The organism is Opitutia bacterium KCR 482 (assembly GCA_029269845.2).
Taxonomy (GTDB): Bacteria; Verrucomicrobiota; Verrucomicrobiia; order Opitutales; family Intestinicryptomonadaceae; genus Merdousia.
The window spans coordinates 901,405-919,570 of the sequence record CP149973.1 but is presented as its reverse complement, the minus strand read 5'-3'; the positions used below and the strand labels follow the sequence as shown (position 1 = coordinate 919,570).

General features: G+C 56.5%; 19 protein-coding genes and 2 tRNA genes. 7 read left to right on the top strand and 14 right to left on the bottom strand.

What is annotated here, in order from left to right; translation table 11 throughout:
• Positions 1-34 precede the first annotated feature (34 nt).
• Positions 35-766 carry a hypothetical protein gene (locus P3B99_003820; protein ID WYJ08249.1) on the bottom strand — a complete coding sequence of 244 codons (732 nt, stop codon included), beginning with the start codon at positions 764-766 and terminating at the stop codon, positions 35-37.
• Between the two features lie 109 nt (positions 767-875).
• On the opposite strand from P3B99_003820, the gene P3B99_003815 reads away from it, so the two are divergent.
• Both P3B99_003815 and P3B99_003810 read left to right on the top strand, forming a co-directional pair.
• The gene (locus P3B99_003815; GenBank protein WYJ08248.1) at positions 876-2,657 is read left to right on the top strand and encodes a DUF5696 domain-containing protein; all 1,782 of its coding nucleotides are present in this window, start codon (positions 876-878) and stop codon (positions 2,655-2,657) included.
• 134 nt (positions 2,658-2,791) lie between these two features.
• Entirely contained in the window at positions 2,792-3,916 is a 1,125-nt protein-coding gene (locus P3B99_003810; GenBank protein WYJ08247.1) for an SGNH/GDSL hydrolase family protein, read from the top strand.
• A 68-nt stretch (positions 3,917-3,984) separates the two neighbouring features.
• Here the strand turns inward: P3B99_003810 and P3B99_003805 are convergent, their stop codons facing one another.
• The 13 genes from P3B99_003805 to P3B99_003745 form a co-directional block, all read right to left on the bottom strand.
• Positions 3,985-4,410 (bottom strand): hypothetical protein, encoded by a 426-nt coding sequence (locus tag P3B99_003805; GenBank protein ID WYJ08246.1) that lies wholly within the window; start codon positions 4,408-4,410, stop codon positions 3,985-3,987.
• Positions 4,411-4,628: 218 nt separating this feature from the next.
• A tRNA-Gly gene (locus P3B99_003800) sits at positions 4,629-4,704 on the bottom strand.
• 29 nt (positions 4,705-4,733) lie between these two features.
• Entirely contained in the window at positions 4,734-5,618 is an 885-nt protein-coding gene (locus P3B99_003795; protein WYJ08245.1) for a substrate-binding domain-containing protein, read from the bottom strand.
• Between the two features lie 41 nt (positions 5,619-5,659).
• Positions 5,660-6,262 carry an iron-sulfur cluster assembly protein gene (locus P3B99_003790; protein WYJ08244.1) on the bottom strand — a complete coding sequence of 201 codons (603 nt, stop codon included), beginning with the start codon at positions 6,260-6,262 and terminating at the stop codon, positions 5,660-5,662.
• A 1-nt stretch (position 6,263) separates the two neighbouring features.
• Positions 6,264-7,358 carry a glutamate 5-kinase gene (gene proB, locus P3B99_003785; protein ID WYJ08243.1) on the bottom strand — a complete coding sequence of 365 codons (1,095 nt, stop codon included), beginning with the start codon at positions 7,356-7,358 and terminating at the stop codon, positions 6,264-6,266.
• Positions 7,359-7,364: 6 nt separating this feature from the next.
• On the bottom strand, positions 7,365-7,925 hold the full coding sequence (frr, locus tag P3B99_003780; GenBank protein WYJ08242.1) for a ribosome recycling factor: 561 nt from the start codon (positions 7,923-7,925) through the stop codon (positions 7,365-7,367).
• Positions 7,926-7,944: 19 nt separating this feature from the next.
• Complete coding sequence (gene pyrH / locus P3B99_003775; GenBank protein WYJ08241.1) at positions 7,945-8,658, bottom strand: UMP kinase; 714 nt, start codon at positions 8,656-8,658, stop codon at positions 7,945-7,947.
• A gap of 29 nt (positions 8,659-8,687) precedes the next feature.
• On the bottom strand, positions 8,688-11,480 hold the full coding sequence (locus tag P3B99_003770; protein WYJ08240.1) for an insulinase family protein: 2,793 nt from the start codon (positions 11,478-11,480) through the stop codon (positions 8,688-8,690).
• Between the two features lie 32 nt (positions 11,481-11,512).
• Entirely contained in the window at positions 11,513-12,265 is a 753-nt protein-coding gene (locus tag P3B99_003765; GenBank protein ID WYJ08239.1) for a methyltransferase domain-containing protein, read from the bottom strand.
• Complete coding sequence (gene ribD / locus P3B99_003760) at positions 12,247-13,368, bottom strand: bifunctional diaminohydroxyphosphoribosylaminopyrimidine deaminase/5-amino-6-(5-phosphoribosylamino)uracil reductase RibD (protein WYJ08238.1); 1,122 nt, start codon at positions 13,366-13,368, stop codon at positions 12,247-12,249. The genes P3B99_003765 and ribD overlap by 19 nt, the downstream gene beginning before the upstream one ends.
• On the bottom strand, positions 13,368-14,009 hold the full coding sequence (locus tag P3B99_003755; protein ID WYJ08237.1) for an MBL fold metallo-hydrolase: 642 nt from the start codon (positions 14,007-14,009) through the stop codon (positions 13,368-13,370). The genes ribD and P3B99_003755 overlap by 1 nt, the downstream gene beginning before the upstream one ends.
• A gap of 15 nt (positions 14,010-14,024) precedes the next feature.
• The gene (locus P3B99_003750; protein WYJ08236.1) at positions 14,025-14,900 is read right to left on the bottom strand and encodes an alpha/beta hydrolase; all 876 of its coding nucleotides are present in this window, start codon (positions 14,898-14,900) and stop codon (positions 14,025-14,027) included.
• 15 nt (positions 14,901-14,915) lie between these two features.
• The gene (locus P3B99_003745; protein WYJ08235.1) at positions 14,916-15,818 is read right to left on the bottom strand and encodes an alpha/beta hydrolase; all 903 of its coding nucleotides are present in this window, start codon (positions 15,816-15,818) and stop codon (positions 14,916-14,918) included.
• Between the two features lie 200 nt (positions 15,819-16,018).
• On the opposite strand from P3B99_003745, the gene P3B99_003740 reads away from it, so the two are divergent.
• From P3B99_003740 to P3B99_003720, 5 genes are all read left to right on the top strand, one after another.
• A tRNA-Lys gene (locus tag P3B99_003740) sits at positions 16,019-16,091 on the top strand.
• A 35-nt stretch (positions 16,092-16,126) separates the two neighbouring features.
• On the top strand, positions 16,127-16,327 hold the full coding sequence (gene rpsU, locus P3B99_003735) for a 30S ribosomal protein S21 (protein ID WYJ08440.1): 201 nt from the start codon (positions 16,127-16,129) through the stop codon (positions 16,325-16,327).
• A gap of 158 nt (positions 16,328-16,485) precedes the next feature.
• Entirely contained in the window at positions 16,486-16,650 is a 165-nt protein-coding gene (locus P3B99_003730; protein WYJ08234.1) for a hypothetical protein, read from the top strand.
• Between the two features lie 245 nt (positions 16,651-16,895).
• Entirely contained in the window at positions 16,896-17,693 is a 798-nt protein-coding gene (locus tag P3B99_003725; protein WYJ08233.1) for a thymidylate synthase, read from the top strand.
• Positions 17,690-18,166, top strand: a complete 477-nt coding sequence (locus tag P3B99_003720) for a dihydrofolate reductase (GenBank protein ID WYJ08232.1) — start codon at positions 17,690-17,692, stop codon at positions 18,164-18,166. The genes P3B99_003725 and P3B99_003720 overlap by 4 nt, the downstream gene beginning before the upstream one ends.

Below are 18,166 nucleotides of genomic sequence, written 5' to 3'. Positions count from 1 at the left end.
TGAATAGATGTTAAAGCCTTTTGCAAGGAAATTTTTACGCCCAAACGCTTTTCATTCGGCAGAGTTCCGCGCCGTCGGAGCTTTTGGCGAGAACGTGCAGGCATTCGTTCCCGGCGGGGACAGCCCGCGAGACAATGGTGTCGCCGAATTTCGCCTCGCGCAGAAATTTTATGCGGTAGGAGAGCAGTTTGTGTTCGGCGCGGAAATTTTCGGGCAAGGCTTCGAGCGCGCGCGGAACGTATCTTACGTTGTTGAGGTGCATGTTGAAGTCAAGCTCGTCGAACCTGACGACCTGCGATGTTTCGAAAATTCCGTACGCGCCGTCGGGGATTTTGGGCTTGCCGAATGTTTCGGCGGGGAAAGCCCTGCCGCCGCCGATTCCGAATTTTTCGGCGAATCCCGCGCTGCGCTCTGGCTTGTGGGTTTTTGCGTCGGCTATGACGTGCACCGATTCCCCGCAGGCGATTTCCGCGCCGCCGCATTCGGCGACCGCGCTCACGAAAATCCGCGCGGGCGTGATTTTCCCGACCCATGTCGAAATTTTCACGTCTTCGCGCCAGAACGGCATTTGCCCCGTGAAATCGACCCGCGCGTCGGAGGTCAGCCAAGTGCGCCCGATTTTCGCCGTGTCGAATGCGGCAAGCCCCACCGACGCGGCGTATTCGGCAAAACACTCCTGAAAATACATGCCGACATAGTACTTTTTCAGCCTGTATTCGGGCGACATTTCGGCGGCTCTTACGGGATATGTTTTTTCGAATTTCATTTAAATTCCGCGATTTTCCGCCGCGCGTTCGGGTTTTCAACAAATTTTTGAAATGCGGCGGATTTTTTTGCTTGTTTCTAACGTTAGAGCGTTTTACTTTTTCAAATTTATGAGGAAAATAAACACACTTATTCTTTTGCTTTCGGCGGCGGTTTCGCTTTCAGCGCAGAGCGTCGATATAACATTTGTGCGCGGCGGCGGAAAATCGGAGACCAAGACGGTCAAGCCCGAAAAGATTTCGCCCGACACATACAGACTCAAAATTGCGGCATCGGAAATTCCGTCCGACGTCGAGCGGCTCGAACTCACGCCCGACTTCGCGCGGGCGAAAGTAGGCGACGACGGCTATTTCATTCTGCCGAACGGCGCGATGACAAAATTTCTCGACCGCAAGGACGGCAGGGTGGAAATCAAGCGCGGGCACATGGCGTTTGTAGGCTCGAAAACCCCTGCGGGCGCGTACGCGTCGATAGTCAAGTCAATGCCGTATTTCTTTTCGGCGAAGAACGTCAAAAAGGGAGACTCGTACACGCAGACCGTTTTCTTCGACTTCAAGCACCTCAAACCCTACGCCGACGTTCTCATTGACTACGTCAAGCTTGAAGGCGGCGACGCAAACTATTCTGGTATGGCGCGCGCCTACCGCAAATACAAGCTTGAATCGGGCGCGGTAAGGCCGCTGTCCGAAAAAATCAAGGAAAGGCCCGCGCTCGAATACTGCGTTTATGCGCCCGAAATCAGGGTGCGTCAGGGCTGGAAGCCCGCGCCTCCGAAGGTAATCCACCAGACCCTCGAAAACGAGCCAGAAATGAAGGTTGTGGTCACATTCGACAGGGTAGGCGACATCGTGCGCGAGCTGAAGCGTCAGGGCGTGGACAAGGCTGAAATCTGCCTCGTGGGCTGGAACAAGAGCGGGCACGACGGCCGCTATCCGCAGATGTTCCCCGTAGAGCCGAAGCTCGGAGGCGAGGCGAAGCTCCGCGAGCTTATCAAAAACACGCTTGCCGACGGCTACCAAATTACCTGCCACACAAACAGCACCGACGCCTACGAAATCGCAGACGTGTGGAGCGAAGAGTACATCATCAAGAAGCCCGACGGCTCGCTGCAAAAGAATCCGACTCCGTGGAGCGGCGGCGAGATGTACGACGTCTGCTGGAAACGCGCCTACGAACGCTTCGGCGAGCACGACCTCGCGAAAGTCGCCGACTTGGGCTTCAAGGGCATGCACTACATAGACGTTTCGACATGCGTTCCCGCCCGCGAATGCTTCGACCCCAGGCACCCCACAACCCCCGAAGAGGCGTCGGCGTACATGAACAAGATTTTCGAATACTGCAACAAGACATTCGGCGGCTCGATGTCGGAGGGCGGCTACGACCACGGCTTTTCTGTTGTGGATTCCGTTCTATACGTTTCGTTCGCGCTCGGACGCGACAAGCTGTATTCGTACTGGGACGATTTGGTTCCCGTCTGGCAGATTGTCTACCACGGCATAGTGTTGTACAATCCCGGCCCGTACACAATCAACCATTCAATCAAGGACGCAAAGACGCGGCTGAAGTTCGTGGAGTTCGGCGGACGCCCCAGCTTCTACTTCCACTCCAAGTTCCGCGACAGCGGCAACTGGATGGGCAACGACGACATTACTTGCGAGACCGACGAAAAGCTTGTCCACGACGTGTCGAAAATCAAGGAGGCGTACGACGAATACAAGAAGCTTGCCCGCCTGCAACTCCAATTCATGGAAAGCCACGAGCAGATTGCCGACGGCGTGTATTCCACCGTCTATTCCGACGGCACGGAAATTGTTTCAAACTATTCCGACAAGCCTTTTGCGCACAAGGGCGTTTCGGTGCCGTCGCTGGGCTACAGAGTGTTCGAAAAATAGTTGCGCGTGCCGCCCGTTTGCGCCGCCGTTGCAATATATTGCGTGTTCGGCGGCTCGGAAAACGCCCGAAACCCGTTTGCGGTTCGGGCGTTTTTTTTCTTGCCGGCAGGGACGCCGAATTTTAAAAATATTGCATGTTAAAAATATTTTCGGCAATGGTTTTGGTTTCGGCTTTGTCGGTGTCCGCATTCGCGCAGGACATCGCGAGCGTCGATAAAAATTTCGCCGTCGAGAAATGCGACGGACTGAATGTCGTCTACCGCGACGCGCTTTCCGCGCCTTTTGTCTTGGAGGGCTTTCCGTGGTTCGAAAAGGGCAAACCCCTTTACAGGCTTCCGCATAACATCAAGCCCGAAGACATCAACAGGGGGGCGCGAATGGCTTTGGCGAAACACACGTCGGGCGGCGTCGTGCGCTTCCGCACTGATTCGCCGTACATCACGCTGAGGGCGAAAATTTCCAACCCGAACGAGAGCATGGGGCACATGCCCGAAACGGGTTCGTCGGGCTTCGACCTTTTCCGCGACGGCAACGAGTATGTCAAAACGGTGAATCCCGCGCATTACAAGAAGTCGATTCCCGTGCCGCTCGAAGTCCCGCTTGTAAAGGGCGGCGCAAAAAAAATGCGCGACTACACCCTCTACATGCCGCTCTACAACGGCGTCGATTCGCTCGAAATCGGGCTTGCGCCCGACGCCAAGCTTGAAGCGCCCACTCCGCACAAAATAAAAAAGCCCGTCCTTTTCTACGGCTCGTCGATTACGCAGGGCGCGTGCGCTTCAAGAACGTCGAACGCGTACACGGCAATGCTCTGCCGCGCGGTTGACGCTCCGCTGATTAACCTCGGCTTTTCGGGCAACGCAAAGGGCGAAATAAAAGTTGCCGAGCTTATCGGCTCGCTAGACCTCGCCGCGTTCGTCATGGACTACGACTACAACGCGCCGAATTTCGAGCACCTCAAAAAGACCCACGAGCCGTTCTTCAAGGCGGTCAGAAATGCGCGCCCCGACCTCCCGATAATCATCTTGGGCAAGATTACCCACGCAACGCCAGAGCGCGACGCCGTCGTCCGCGCGACCTACGAAAACGCCGTCAAGGCGGGCGACAAAAAAGTCTGGTTTATAGACGGAAAAACGCTTTTTAGCGGGGCGGACTACTCATACCTCACCGTCGATAACTGCCACCCCAACGACCTCGGTTTTTATCTGATGTTCAAGAATTCCCTGCCGACGCTCAAAAAGGCTCTCGGCATCGAGTAGTTTAGCCGGCATTTATAAAAAGAGCGCGGATTTTTCTGCCCGCGCTTTTTGCTTTTTTCGGGAGGTGGTTAAAGGAAGTCGGGGTTGTCTTTGTAGAAAATGCGGTAGACCGCGTAGAGCCAGCAAAAGAGGTAGACGCTGAAAATCGTAAGCAGCACCGTCCACGCGCCGAGGATAAGCGGAAGGTCGGTTCTGCCGCGGATAGCAAGCGTTATGATGCTTGCAACGCAAAGGCACGCAACGTACGTCGCGAACGAAAGCACAGCGAAGCGCGCCAGCGTGCAGTTGTTTGCGAATTTCTTTGCCGCAAATTTTTCGCACGAAACCGCTGCGCACGCCGAAATTATCGCCGAGACCGCAAGCGGAAGCAGCGCGTAGAGAATGTAGAGCGGGTTGGAGAAATCCGCCTTCGCGTAGAACGTGCCCGCAAGCGCCAGCGGAACGTATGTTGCGGGGTAGAGAAAATACAGGATATTTTTGTTGCGGGTTGTCATTTTTATGCAGCTATTCTGCCGCTAGTCGGCGGGCGGTCAAGCTGTTTTGGCGGTTTTGCGTCTTTTGCGGCAGGGGCGTGGCATTTTGAATGTGCCGCCGCGCGACTTGCGCGTTATGCGGGCTTCTGGGCGTGAGGAGAGTGTTCGGCGCATAGAATATCGCCCGATTTCGGAAAAAGGAAAGCCGCAAGTCGGAATTCCGACTTGCGGCTTTTAAATGGAGCGGGCAATGAGGTTCGAACTCACAACCTCAACCTTGGCAAGGTCGCGCTCTGCCAATTGAGCTATGCCCGCGTAAAATTTATTATGCTTCCGATAGTGCCTTATTGTTGCGGAATGTCAAGGTTAAAAATTGATTTTTTTCTCGAATTTACGGGCGCGGAGTAGAAGTCAGACTTATCTATCTTATTTGCAATATCATCACCGAGCAGAATTTTTGCAAGAGCCTTGATTTTTTCGGCGTTCGACTTCTTGTAGACTATGCAAAACGGCAGTGTAAGCGGGTAGTCTCCGTTTGCGATGTTTTCCCTGTCGGGCTTGAACGCGTAAAATTTGCCAGAATCTTTGTCGGCTTTCGAGACGGGCAAGATTTTTATCAGGTTGCCGTCGCGCCCCTCGAATTTGCCGATTACCGCGATTGCCGAGTTGTTTCCCCTCAGCAGGTTTCCGATTTCCGCCGCGTTCTTTGCGACGTGCACCCACGAGCCGAGGTTCGTTCCGTCTATCGCCTCGTACTTGAAAAGCTCCACCACGACGTTGTCGGAAAGGCTTGTCGTAATCGGCATGATGTTGCGAAGCCCGATGTTTTTCACGCCCACCTGTTCCCAAGTTTCGGCGTGCGCGGTCGCGCCCATCGAGTAGATTTCGAAAAGCTGTTTTGTGGAGATTTCCTCTATCGGGTTTACCGAATTTACCGCAACCAACGCAGCCTGATACGCAATCGGGAGTGCTACGAAGTCGGCGGGCAGTTTTGTCCCGCGCGGGACTGCGATTACCGCCAAGTCCGCCTTTCCGTTGGAGACAGCGTCGATTGCCGCGTAGCTGCCCTCCATTTTTATGTCCGCCTGAATGTTGTTCTTTGCGGCTATCGCCTTGATTTCGTCGCCGACGACCTGCTTCATCAAATCGCTTCCCGCGACGACAAGCGCGTGCGCGTCGAGAGCCGCCGCGAGCGCGGCGAGGAGGAACGGAATTTTCGGAATCTTCATAAAATGCCTGTTTTTTTGTTGTATGTTAGCGTGTCCGCGGCTTATGCCAAGCCCAAAATCATGCGGGCTTCCTCGCTCATCATGTCCTTGTTCCACGGAGGGTCCCAGACTATGTTGACTTTCGCCTCCGACACCGACGGCAACGCCTCTATGCGGCAGCGCAAGTCCTCCGCGATTGCAGGGCCCATCGAGCAGCCGGGGGCGGTGAGCGTCATGTCGGCTTCGACCCGCCGCTTGCCGCCGCCGTCGTCGAAGACTTCGAGCCTGTAAACCAGCCCCAAGTCTACGATATTCACGGGTATTTCGGGGTCGTAGACGGTTTTTGCGACCTCCCATGCGTCGTCTTCCGAGACGTGTCCGGGCTGTTCTGCGGGCGTTTTGCGCTCGTCGGCTATTTGCGACGCCGTTGCGCACGCGGAGAGCTTTGCCGCGCCTGCCGGATTGTCGGCTTTCGGGCTTTCGAGTCCGAGCGCGTCGGCGTTTTCGCCGTCGATACGCGCCATTCCGAAGTTGCCGAGCACCGTGAACGTTCCCGCGAGCTTGTGGGTTATTATGACTTCGCAACCGCCCATGAGCAACACCTTCATTCCCGACGGAATGAGCATTGCGGGGCAGTCGCGCGAAAGTTTGATGTATCCCGCCATTTTAGACTATTGCCAGATTGTCGCGGTGGACTGCGACGTCCTTGTGTCCGCATTTTTTGTGCGAATCTTCGGAGAGCAGTTTTTTGATTGTCCGCGCGCTCTTTTCGGCGAGGCCGCGGGCGACGATCTCGCCCGTTTTTTCGTCGGCTATTTCCACGAGATCTCCGCATTTGAAGTCGCCCGAAATCCTTTTGATTCCCGCGGGCAGCAGCGAGCTTCCCCTGCCGCGCAGCGCGGCGACCGCGCCCGAATCCACGAAGATTTTGCCTATCGTCCTGCCGAAGTGCGCAAGCCAGCGTTTTTTTGAGCTTACCGAGTTCGAATGCGCGCGGAAGAGCGTACCGACCTCCGCGCCGCCGAGGATTTTCCCCACGATGTTTTCCTCGCTACCGCTTGCTATGTAGACGTCGCAGCCGCTGCTTGTGGCGATTTCCGCCGCCCTGATTTTCGTAATCATGCCGCCGACCGCCGTCGCGCTCGTCGTGCCGCTTGCCATTTCACGGATTTTCGAGGTTATCCTCTCGACCACGGGCACCACTTTGCCCGTTCCCTTCATGTCGATAAGCCCGATTGCCGTCGAAAGAATCAGGAGTTTGTCCGCCTTCGAGAGCGTGGCGACGAGCGCGCTGAGCACGTCGTTGTCGCCGAATTTAATGTAAAGCCCCGCCGCGCTGATGCAGTCGTTTTCGTTGATAATCGGCACTATGCCGTCGGCGAGGAGCCTGTCTATCAACCCGCGCAGCGACTTGTGGCGTTCGAGCACATCGACGTCGTCGCGCGTGAGCAGAATCTGCGCCACGGTGATTCCGAACGGCGCGAAGAGTTCGCCCCAAGTCTGAATCAGGATTCCCTGTCCGACCGCCGCGCATTCCTGCACCGCCGAAATCTGTTTGGGGCGGGTTTTCAGACCGAGTTTCCCCATGCCCAGCCCGACCGCGCCCGAACTTACGAGCACGATTTCGTAGCCGCGTTTTTTTGCGTCGGCAATCTGCTTGCAGACGGATTCCATCTTCCGCGTGTCGAGCTGCCCGACGCCGGAGGTAAGCACCCCCGTGCCGAGTTTCACGATGACGCGCTTTGCGCAATCGGTGGACATTTTGTTTTAGACTTTTTTAAGGTCGGCCTCTTTTGCTTCGAGGCTTTTGTTGATGAGGGCTATGAATTTGTCGGTGAGGTTCTGGACTTCCTTTTCGAATTTTTTGAGGTCGTCCTCCGTAGCCGCGCCAGCCGACTTCATCTTTTTCGCGGCGTCGAGCGTTTCCCTGCGGATTGTGCGGATTCTAACCCTGCCGAGCTCCGCCATTTCGTGGCAGATTTTTGCGAGTTCCGCGCGGCGTTCGCCCGAAAGCGCGGGAATGGGGCAGCGGACGGCGTCGCCCATGACCGCGGGCGTGAAGCCGATGTTCGCGGCAAGAATCGCCTTTTCCACGTCTTTGAGAATGCTTTTGTCCCACGGCTGCACGCGGATAGTGGAGCTGTCGGGAGTGGTGATTGCCGCGATGTCGCGCAGTCGCGAGGACGTTCCGTAGGCTTCCACCATGACGTTTTCGACCATTCCGGGGTTTGCCTTGCCCGTGTGCACCGTTTCGAATTCGTGTTCGACGTGGTCAACGGCTTTCGACATTGCGTCTCCCGTCTTCTTTAATTCAGCCGATATGTCCATGTATTTTCCTTTTGTTTTGTTATTTTACGAGTGTGCCGATTTTGTCGCCCTCGACGGCTTTCTTGATGTTGCCGCCGTCGTTCATGTTGAAGACGATAATCGGAATTTTGTTGTCCATGCAAAGCGAGAACGCGGTGGAGTCCATGACGGCAAGGCGTTTTTCGATTGCCTCCAAATAGTCTATCGTTTCGTATTTCACGGCGTCGGCGAACTTGTTGGGGTCTTTGTCGTAGATGCCGTCCACCTTTGTGGCTTTGAGAATGCAGTCCGCGCCGATTTCGCTTGCGCGGAGGGCGGCGGTTGTGTCGGTCGAGAAGTAGGGGTTGCCAGTTCCCGCAACGAAAATCACGATTCTTCCCTTTTCGAGGTGTCTTACCGCGCGTCTCAAAATAAAAGGCTCGGCAACTTTTTCCATGGGGATTGCCGTCTGCACGCGCACGGGCAGACCCTCGCTTTCGAGCGCGTTCATGAGCGCAAGCCCGTTGATTACGGTTGCGAGCATGCCCATGTAGTCTCCCGTTGTTCTGTCCACGCCCGACTTCGCCCCCGCGAGGCCGCGGAAGATGTTGCCGCCGCCCACCACAAGGCAGATTTGGACGCCCATATTGTAGACCTCTTTGAGTTCGAGGGCGAGGTTTTTGAGGATTTTCGGGTCGAGCGCGTCGCCGTTTTCGGTGTCTTTCAACGCTTCGCCGCTGAGTTTCAGTACGATTCTTTTATATTTTGGATTCATTCTCGAATTTCGAATATCTCGGAATCGCGCTATTTTTTCAACTCTTTTTTGACGCGTTCGGGCATTACGCTTGCCGAGTACGCGCTTTCGCCGAAAATTTCCTTCGCGCGGCGTCTGACCGTTTCGAGCGACACGCCCGCGTAGCCCGTGTCGATGCTCTTTGCAAGCTCGATGTTCACGGGGCGGCACTGCGAGCGGTCGAGCACGGCTTCAAGCCAGTACGAGTTCTTGCGCTTGTTCGCCTCGACCCCCTTTATCAGCGGGATTTTCGCGCGTTCGAATTCGTCCTCCGTGATTGACTCCGCGACTTTTTTGCCGCATTTTTCGAGCGTTTCGAGAAGCTCCGCGTTGAACTTGGGCACTACGAAAGTCGCCGCCGTCATGAGTCCCGCGCCGTCAATCCACGTGCTTGCGTTGTTGTAGGCGAACGGGCTATACACTTTGCCCTGCGCCTCGCGCACGTCCTTGCGGAGAACGTCGTCGAGCACCGCGCCGAGCACGTTGTCGGCGCGCATTTTTTCGATGTCGGTTCTGCCCGCGCTGCGCCACATTCTAACCGCAATGGAGCGCGGCTCGTCGGTCGTTTCGTAGCGCATTTCGATTTTGTCGGCGGGCGGCAGAAGTTCGAGTTTTGCGTAGGGTTCGGGGTTGTCGGCTTCGCGCGGCGGCATTGCGCCGAACGTTTCCGCCACGAGCGAAATTACGGCTTCGACCTCGACGTCGCCCACGACCGAAATTTCCGCGTACGATTTTTCCAGAATCGGCGCGAACCATTTTCCGATTTCGTCCATTCCGATTTTCTTGAAGTTTTCGAAATCCCCGGGGACGTCCGCCAGCCCCGATTTCACCATGCGCACGGGCAGGAAGCGCAGCTTCGACATCGGGTCGGTGCGGTAGTCGAGGTAGTAGGCCTCTCCGTATTTCAGGAGTGCCTCGCGGCCGTCTTCGCGGAAGCCCGCGTCGGCGAATATTGTCGCGGCGAGCCTTAGCGCGTCGGGGAAGTGCTTTGCCGACGACCTCGCCCCGAAAGCGAACGCGTTTCCGTCAACCGAAATTCCGAGCGACATTTTCATCGGGAATTTCGCCGCGTTGATTTCCCCGACAGTCTGGAATTTTGTGCCGCCCGCAACGAGCGCGTAGATTGCCGCAAAATATTCGGGCTTGTCGGCGGGAATGTCGAGCAGTCCGCGTCCGAACGAGATTTTCATAGCCGCTTCGTCCTTGGCGAAGTCGGTGCGTTTTACGTTGAGCCTCGCGCCGTTTTCAAACTTCACCTGCGTGATTCCAAGCTCCTTAATTTCGCGCCGTTCGGCGACTTTCCCCGCCGCCCCGAATTTCGAAAATACAAGCGACGCCGCCGCGAACGTTTCCGCGGGGTAGGTCGATTTTGCCGCGTTTTCGAAAGCGCGTTTTACGGAGGCGTCGAGGCTTGCGGCGTCGGGTTCGGGCTTTGCGTCGGAGACGAAAACCTTGATTTTTGCGTTGTCGAAAATGTTTTTGAGAAGCGCGGAGGCGTCGTCCGCGCCGAAGCCGCCGAGGGCGTATTTGGCAATCTCCAAATCCTTTTCGGGCGACGTGGTGGTTTCGCCGTCGGAGAACGCCGAAACGATGTCGTTTGCAAGGCTGCGGCTCTTGCGCGTGGGCGCGGCCTTGATTTCGCTTTCGAGGTTTTCGAAAATCTTTTTCTTTGCGGTTTCAAGCTCCTGCCCGCCGATTTTCTCCGCGCCGAAAAGCTGGCGGAAACCCTCTTCGAGAGCGTCGAATCCGCCGCCGACGGGGGCTTCTGTGTTGACGATGAAAACGTCGCAGTATTTGTCGAACTGGAATGTTCCCGCGCCGCCCTGCGAGAATTTGGATTCGGGTCTGTCGGCGACCCTCAAAAATCTCGCCGTGAGCGTCGCCGCGAGCGCGCGCCTGCGGAAGTCCTCGACGCGCCTTTCGAGCGTATCCTCCCGCGATTCTGGCTGTTTTGCCACGGCGACCGACGCGTACGAGCGCGGCGTGTTGGGCGTGGAGTCGTAGATTGCGTCGATGTCGAGCGGCGTTTTGCCGAAAGTGAATTTTACGTTAGAGGTTTCGAGTTTGCCGAAGTCCGCCTCGCGGGCGGGCACGGCGGGATTCGCCTTGAAGTCGGCGAAAATCCGCTTTGCGGCGGCGAAAATTTCGCGCGGGTCGATGTCGCCAACCACTACGAGCACCGTGTTTTCGGGGCGGTAGTTTGCGGCGTAGAATTTTTTGAAGTCGGGCTGTTTTACCGAATTGATTACGCCTTCAATCCCTATCGGCATTCTTTCGGCGAAAATCGAGCCTTTGAATGTGTGGGCGATTTCCTTGACCGCCTTGCGGTAGTCCTGGGTGTCGCGCGAGTCCTTTTCGGCTATGATTACGCCGCGCTCGCTTTCGATGGATTTCGGCTCGAACATGACGGAGTCGCAGTAGTCGCGCAGAAGCGTTAGACCGTCGTCCACGAGTTTTTTCGACACTTCGGGCATGTCGATTTTGTAGACCGTTTCCGAGAACCCCGTGTGCGCGTTTGTGTCCGCGCCGAACGCCATTCCCAGCCTCTGGAAATATTCCACCATGTCGCCCGACGGAAAGTGTTTTGTGCCGTTGAACGCCATGTGCTCCACGAAGTGCGCTATTCCGCGCTCGCCTTCCGTTTCGTATGCCGAGCCGCGCTTGACGAGCAGGCGCATGGAAACCCTGTTCGGCGGTTCGGAGTTTTTGAATACCGCAACCGTCATTCCGTTGGGCAGGGTTTCGACCTCCAAATTTTTGTCGCGTTCGAGAATCGGCTTTGCCGCCATGTTCGATAGTGCCATTGATATTGCCAGTAATAAAGTTAGTGTTTTCTTCATAAAATTTTTTGGGGCGCGGGTTTTTTCGCCGCCCAGAATATGCAATCGTCGGAAAACTCCTCCACGGAAGCGTTTTCCTGCGCGATTTCCGAGCGGCGTTTTGCGAAGAGCGTTTCGAAGCCCGCGCGTTCGAGCATTTCAGCCACTTCGTCTTTTGACGGCGAATGTATGAAAATGTTCCCGTGCTCCCCCTTGTAGTAGATGTCGCCGAAGTCGTCGAGGCGCGGGTCCTGGACGCCGTGCGCCCACTGCTTTTCCTCCGATTCCCAGTAGCGGCGGTGCGCCGACACTTCGCGGTCGTGCGTGGTGAACACGAAGATTCCGCCCGACTTCAAAACCCTGAAAATTTCGCGCGCGGCGGTTTCCCTGTTTTCCGATTTCGGAATCTGCATAAGCCCGTTGAAGCCGAAAATTGCGGCGTCGAACGATTCGTCGGGCAGGGCGGGCGCGGTTGCGTCGCAGACTGCAAACGACATTTTCAGCCCGTCGCGCGCGCCGATTGCCTCGGCGATTTTCACCATGTTTTCGGAGAAGTCGGTCGAGAGCACGTTTGTGTATCCGCGCCGCGCGAGGTTTATGCCTATGCGCCCCGCGCCGCAGCCGAGTTCGAGCACGGCGGCGTCTTTCGGCACAAGGGCGCAGATTACCGCTTCCTCTGACTTCCAAAGCCCCACTTCGTCCACAGCCCGCGCGTAGTCGGCAACAACCTCCGCCCGCTCGAAGTACGATTTTACCGCGTCCGCTTCCATTTTATTTCCCCGAATGTGAGTGTGTCGCCGTCGAGCGCAAGCGTTTTGCCGTCGATGTCGAACGGCCTTTCGCCGTTTTCGAAAGCGGGCAGCCCGCCGTCTCCTATTGTTTTCGTCGCGCGGTATTCGAACGCGAAGTCCGCCGCCCGCGCGTCGCAGACCGACTTAATCAGTCCCGCGCCGCCCTCTATGTAAAGCGACGTTATGCGCTCGGCGAAAAGCTTTTCTTTTAGCTTTTCCCAAAATTTGGGCGTTCCCGCCGCCGCGGCTATTTTGAAAATCCGAAGCCCCAGTTTTCCGAGCGTTTCGGCGCGTTCCTCCGACGCCTCCGCGCCGCAGACGATTCGCGTTTTGTTTGCGAATTTGTCGGAGAACAGCGCGAAGTTTTTAGGGTCGGCGTGCCGCGCGATGTTGAGCGACGCGTCGAAGACAAGCCTTTCCGCGCAGTGGTCGCCGTCGGGAAGCCCCCGTGCAGTAAGCGACGGATTGTCCGATTCGAGCGTGCCGCGCCCCACGGCAATCGACGAAAACAGCCTGCGCCACACCATCATGTTTGCGCGGGACGCTTCGTTTGTAATTTGCGTGCGAACTCCGCGCCTTTCCGCTATTTTCCCGTCCGCCGACACCGCGTATTTTAGCGCGACAAGCGGCTCGGAGTGCGTAATGGCGTGGTTGAAGATGAAATTTAGCCCGCGGCATTTGCCCTCCAAAATTCCCGACTCGCACTTTATGCCCGCCGCGCGGAGAATGGGCAGGGCGCGTCCCGCGTGGGCGGGGTTGGGATCGAGAGTTCCGATTTTCACTTCGGCTATTCCCGCTTTGATTATGGCTTCGGTGCATGCGCCCGTGCGCCCGCGCGTGGAGCACGGTTCGAGCGAAACATAGAGCGTTGCGCCGTCGGGCGGGGCTTTTGCGTTGCGCAGGCACTCTATTTCCGCGTGCGGCATGCCGTCGCGCGTGTGCCAGCCCTCGCCGATTATTTCGCCGTTTTTGACGAGCACCGCCCCCACCATCGGGTTGGGCGCGGTGTCGCCCCACGCGCGTTTCGCGAGTTCGAGGGCGCGGCGCATGTAGAATGCGTCGGGTTTTGCGGAGGTCGCCATTATTCGGAAACGTAGGGATTGGAGCGTTTTTCAATCTCGACGGTCGTAGCCTCTCCGTGCCCGGGAAGGACAATCGTTTCGTCGGGGAGCGTGTAGATGCGCGTTTTTATCGCCTTTTCGAGCTTCGAAAAATCGCCGCCCCAGAGGTCGGAGCGTCCGACGCTTCCCGAAAAGAGGACGTCTCCCGCGAAGAGGTATTTGTGCTCGCCGTCGTCGGTGTAGTAGACAATGCTCCCAGGGCAGTGCCCCTCGGCTTCGAAGCATTTTATTTTAAGCCCCGCGATGTCGAGCGTGTCGCCGTCCTTTACGGGAACGTCGATTTTCGCGGCGTCGAAGTCGGACTGCGCGTAGAAGTTCTTTTGCTGGAATTCGGGGCTTTCCACAAGCTCGCGCCCGATTGCGCCCGCGTAGAGCTTTGCGTCGGTGCGCTTTTGGAGCGCGCCAGCGTCCCAAAGATGGTCCCAGTGCCCGTGCGTCAAAAGGATTGCCGCAAGCTTTTTGCCGTCGGCGTCGAGCCGCGCGGGGATTTCCTCGGCGGCGTCGAGCGGCGCGTCGACAAGAATCGCAAGGTTGGTGTTGTCGGGGTACAGCAGGTAGCTGTTTGTGCCCAGCTGACCGAGTTCGTATGTGGTGATGTTCATTCTTGTTCTGTCGAATTAAAATCCGTTGGATTTCAGCCAATCGGCGTACATTTCGAAAACTTTTTTGTCCTGATAGCCGTGCTTGCCGACGGGCAGCATGTGCAGCTGCGCGGGAACTTTCGCCTCTTTGAGCGCGAGGTAGTAGGCGATGGACGCGTCTACGTAGGGGTCGAACTGCGTTTGGGTGATGAATGCGGGCGGCGTGTTTTTGTCGACAACGTTCCAGTCGGCAATTTTGTAGCGCGCGTCGTAGGAGTCGCCGTCTTTCGCGCCGCCTTTTTTGAAGCGGCGGTCTTTTTCGGGCTGCGAGCAGTAGGCGGGGTAAATCAGGCAGGTTGCGTCGGGACGCGCGGAGAGCCTGTCGGCGTCGTCCACGGGCGCGTAGAGCTTTTTGCCGTAGTTTGTGGACGCGCGCGCGGCGAGGCTTGCGCCCGCCGAAAAACCCATTATCGCGATTTTGTCGGGCTTGATGTTCCACGCCTTTGCGTTAGCCCTCGCGATTCTTACCGCGCGTTGGGCGTCCATTAGAGCGCCGTCGAAATTGTTCGGAATGCGGTATTTCAAAACCGCCGCCGAATAGCCTTTTTTGTTGAGGAACTTCGCGATTTTTTCGCCCTCGTGCCCTATGCACAAAGCATAGTACGCGCCCCCCGGGCATACGATTACAAAGCCTCTGGGCTTGTCGGATTCAAGCAGGTAGAGGTCGAGCACGGGGGCTTGAACCGAGTACCAGACGTTGTTGTCGTTTGTCTTTTTGCCCTTGTAGGGCTTTGCCTCGCCCGCCATTTTTACGCCGTCCCAGATTTCGACCGTCTTTTGCGGGGCGGCGTATGCGTTTGCCGCGGCGAAAGCAAGTGCCGCGGAAATTATTGTATTAAGATATTTTTTCATATTCAGCATGCAGGCTTATTTGTTTGAAAATCCCCTCGCGGCGAACCATTTTTCGGCGAGCATGGGCCAGTCGGCGTGGAGTCCTCCGCTTTTCGCCGCAAGCCCGTAGCCGTGCCCGCCCGCTTCGAAAACGTGCAGGTTCGCCTTTATCCCCGCGCGTTTTGCCGCGAGAAAATACGCTATCCCCGAATTGATGTAGTTTTTGTCGTCGAGCGACTGCGCTATGAAAACGGGCGGCGTGTTTTTGTCTACGCCGAGGTTTTCGGCGGGCGAGTAGAGGGTTTGAATGTCGGCGTCGAAGTCGAACTTTGCGTTGTTCCAGCGTCTGTCGAAGCCCTGCCTGTCGCAGTATGCAGGGTAAATCAGGCATGTGGCATCGGGGCGCGCGGAGAGCTTGTCGGCGTCGTCCACGGGCGCGTAGGCGTCTTTCCCGTAGTTTGTGGACACGCGCGCGCAGAGGTTTGCGCCCGCAGAAAAGCCCATTACGCCGATTTTGTCGGGGTCGACATTCCACGCTTTCGCGTTCGCGCGGACGAGCCTTATCGCCCGCTGAATGTCGGCGAGAGCCTCAGCGGGGAAGTCGGGCACTCTGTATTTGAGAACCGCCGCGGAAATTCCGCATTTGTTGAGCCATTCGGCAATCTGAACGCCCTCGTGCGGGTATGCGAGAATTTGGTATCCGCCCCCAGGAGCAATCACGACCAGCCCGTTCGGCTTGTCGGACTTCGCCAAAAAGAGTTCGAGCGCGGGGGTTTTTATGCCGTTGAACATGTTGCGCTTGTTGAGGGTGTCCGTCTGCGCGGAGCGTCCCTGCATTTGCCCGTCGCCCCAAAGCGCGACGGTTTCGGCGTCGGCGGAAAGGCATGCGAGGGCGGCGGCAAACGCCGCAAAGAGCGGTTTCAGATATGTATTTTTCATAAGGACATTGTATTTTAAGCGCGGCGTCGGCGTCAACAACTAATAACGGCGGGCGCGGGGAGGAGGCGCGGATTTTTGCGGCAAACTCGGCGAGCCGTTTCGGTGCGCGATTTTGAGGGAAACGGAGTTTGTTTAAAAATTTTTAATTTTTTTCTTGCATAGCGAACGCGAATGTACAGTATGCGTTGAATATTGATTTTGCCTGGCTAGCTCAATCGGTAGAGCAGTTGACTCTTAATCAATTGGTTCAGGGTTCGAGTCCCTGGCCAGGTACGAAATCGAATTTTCATAGAAGGAGGTGAATGGTAATGTCAGTAGAAGTTAAATTGCGCAAGGGTGAAGCAATGGAGAAGGCTCTCCGCCGTCTCAAAAAGAAGCTCGACCGCGAAGGCGTCATTCGCGACGTCCGCCAGAAGCGCTACTACGAAAAACCCTGCGAAATCAAACGTCGCAAGAACAAAGTTGCCGCCTTCAACAATATGCTCCGCCAGCGTTACGAAAACCGCTAATCGGGCAAGCAACCTTTCTTTTAAGACTTCGGATTTTTCCGAAGTCTTTTTTTTTTGCGCGTTTGCCGCGGCGCGGGAAATTCAAAATCCCCAAGTTTTGCCGATTTTGCAGAAAACTAACCGTTGACAAAATCGGACAAAAGGAAGAGATTATGGGCATGGCAATGATAGCAACACAGACAGAAGAAGAAATCCAACGTCAAGTGCGCGTTATCAGAGATGCCGCGCGAATTATCCGCCGCAGCCAGAGTAAAACCGATGCCTTTTTGAGGGCTATCGACCCAGATCTTGATAAACGTAAGAAGGCGAAGAAAAGCAAATAAATGAATTCTTCGCTCATACTTACGGGCTACCACGGTTGCGATATAACGACGGCATATGATGTTGTTCTGGACGGAAATCTGAAACCGAGCCTAAACACATACGACTGGTTGGCATTGGGCGGTTCGTGGAGTTGTCGTTGACGCGCGGTAGTGTTTGGGCGTTGTCCGCGTTTTCTTTTCTCGGCGTGGCTGGCGAGATTTTTTTGTTGTAAGGGGCGGAGCGTTTCGATTTTATGGGTTCGGTAATGAAAGAATATTTGAACCTTTTGAAACTCGTAATGGAAAACGGCTCCGAACGCTCCGACAGAACGGGCGTCGGCACAATCGGCGTGTTCGGGGCGCAGGCGCGCTTCGACCTCCGCGAATCCTTTCCGCTTCTTACGACAAAAAAACTCCACACCCGCTCGATTATCTACGAGCTGCTCTGGTTTCTGCGCGGCGACACCAACATCAAATTTCTGAACGAAAACCGCGTCTCGATTTGGGACGAATGGGCCGACAAAGACGGCAACCTCGGCCGCGTTTACGGCGCCCAGTGGCGCGACTGGCGCGCTCCCGACGGCAGGCATATCGACCAAATCAAAAACCTCGTCGAGGGAATCCGCAAAGACCCCTTCGGGCGCAGGCACATCGTAAGCGCGTGGAACCCCGGCGAGCTTGACAAAATGGCGCTTCCCCCCTGCCACGCGCTCTTCCAGCTCTACGTTTCGCCCGACGGCGGGCTGAGCTGCCAGCTCTACCAGCGCAGTGCCGACCTCTTCCTCGGCGTTCCGTTCAACATCGCCTCCTACGCGCTCCTCACGATGATGGTGGCGCAGGTCTGCGGGCTGAAACCGCGCGAGTTTGTCCACACTTTCGGCGACCTCCACATTTACAAAAACCACCTCGACCAAGTCCGCGAACAGCTCTCGCGCGAGCCCCGCGCGCTTCCCAAAATGAAGCTCAACCCCGACCGCCGCGAGCTTGACGAATTCGTATACGAAGACTTCACCCTCGAAGGCTACGACCCGCACCCGACAATCAAAGCCCCCATTGCCGTATGAGCGAATTCAAGGCGATAGCGGCGGTTGCCGAAAACGGGGTGATTGGCAGCGGACTCTCCATTCCGTGGCACATTTCCGAAGACTTCAAACACTTCAAGAAAACGACCCTCGGAGGAATTGTCGCGATGGGGCGGCGCACTTGGGAAAGCCTCGGCTGCAAGCCGCTCCCGAACCGCGAGAACGTCGTGATTACCTCGCGCCCCGAAGAAATCGCGGGCGGCGCGCGCGCGTTCCGCTCGCTCGACGAACTCGCGCGGTTTTACGCCGCCGACCCCCGCACGCTCTGGATTATCGGCGGCGCAAAGCTCTACGAAACCGCCCTCGACTTCTGCTCCGAACTCGTCATAAGCCGCGTGAAAATGTCTCCGCAGGGCGACGTGTTCTTCCCGAAATTCGACGGCAAATTCGAGGCTTCCGAAACTATTTTGAGCCACCCGCAGTTCGACGTTGTCAGATATGTGAGAAGGAAGTAA

Coding starts and splice junctions, on each gene's coding strand:
- P3B99_003795 (WYJ08245.1), bottom strand. CDS start 5,618: ATGAAGATTCCGAAAATTCCGTTCCTCCTCGCCGCGCTCGCGGCGGCT.
- pyrH (WYJ08241.1), bottom strand. CDS start 8,658: ATGAATCCAAAATATAAAAGAATCGTACTGAAACTCAGCGGCGAAGCG.
- proB (WYJ08243.1), bottom strand. CDS start 7,358: ATGTCCACCGATTGCGCAAAGCGCGTCATCGTGAAACTCGGCACGGGG.
- P3B99_003755 (WYJ08237.1), bottom strand. CDS start 14,009: ATGAACATCACCACATACGAACTCGGTCAGCTGGGCACAAACAGCTAC.
- P3B99_003730 (WYJ08234.1), top strand. CDS start 16,486: ATGGCAATGATAGCAACACAGACAGAAGAAGAAATCCAACGTCAAGTG.
- P3B99_003790 (WYJ08244.1), bottom strand. CDS start 6,262: ATGGCGGGATACATCAAACTTTCGCGCGACTGCCCCGCAATGCTCATT.
- P3B99_003745 (WYJ08235.1), bottom strand. CDS start 15,818: ATGAAAAATACATATCTGAAACCGCTCTTTGCGGCGTTTGCCGCCGCC.
- P3B99_003770 (WYJ08240.1), bottom strand. CDS start 11,480: ATGGCACTATCGAACATGGCGGCAAAGCCGATTCTCGAACGCGACAAA.
- P3B99_003820 (WYJ08249.1), bottom strand. CDS start 766: ATGAAATTCGAAAAAACATATCCCGTAAGAGCCGCCGAAATGTCGCCC.
- P3B99_003750 (WYJ08236.1), bottom strand. CDS start 14,900: ATGAAAAAATATCTTAATACAATAATTTCCGCGGCACTTGCTTTCGCC.
- frr (WYJ08242.1), bottom strand. CDS start 7,925: ATGGACATATCGGCTGAATTAAAGAAGACGGGAGACGCAATGTCGAAA.
- P3B99_003815 (WYJ08248.1), top strand. CDS start 876: ATGAGGAAAATAAACACACTTATTCTTTTGCTTTCGGCGGCGGTTTCG.
- P3B99_003805 (WYJ08246.1), bottom strand. CDS start 4,410: ATGACAACCCGCAACAAAAATATCCTGTATTTTCTCTACCCCGCAACA.
- rpsU (WYJ08440.1), top strand. CDS start 16,127: ATGTCAGTAGAAGTTAAATTGCGCAAGGGTGAAGCAATGGAGAAGGCT.
- P3B99_003725 (WYJ08233.1), top strand. CDS start 16,896: ATGAAAGAATATTTGAACCTTTTGAAACTCGTAATGGAAAACGGCTCC.
- P3B99_003720 (WYJ08232.1), top strand. CDS start 17,690: ATGAGCGAATTCAAGGCGATAGCGGCGGTTGCCGAAAACGGGGTGATT.
- ribD (WYJ08238.1), bottom strand. CDS start 13,368: ATGGCGACCTCCGCAAAACCCGACGCATTCTACATGCGCCGCGCCCTC.
- P3B99_003765 (WYJ08239.1), bottom strand. CDS start 12,265: ATGGAAGCGGACGCGGTAAAATCGTACTTCGAGCGGGCGGAGGTTGTT.
- P3B99_003810 (WYJ08247.1), top strand. CDS start 2,792: ATGTTAAAAATATTTTCGGCAATGGTTTTGGTTTCGGCTTTGTCGGTG.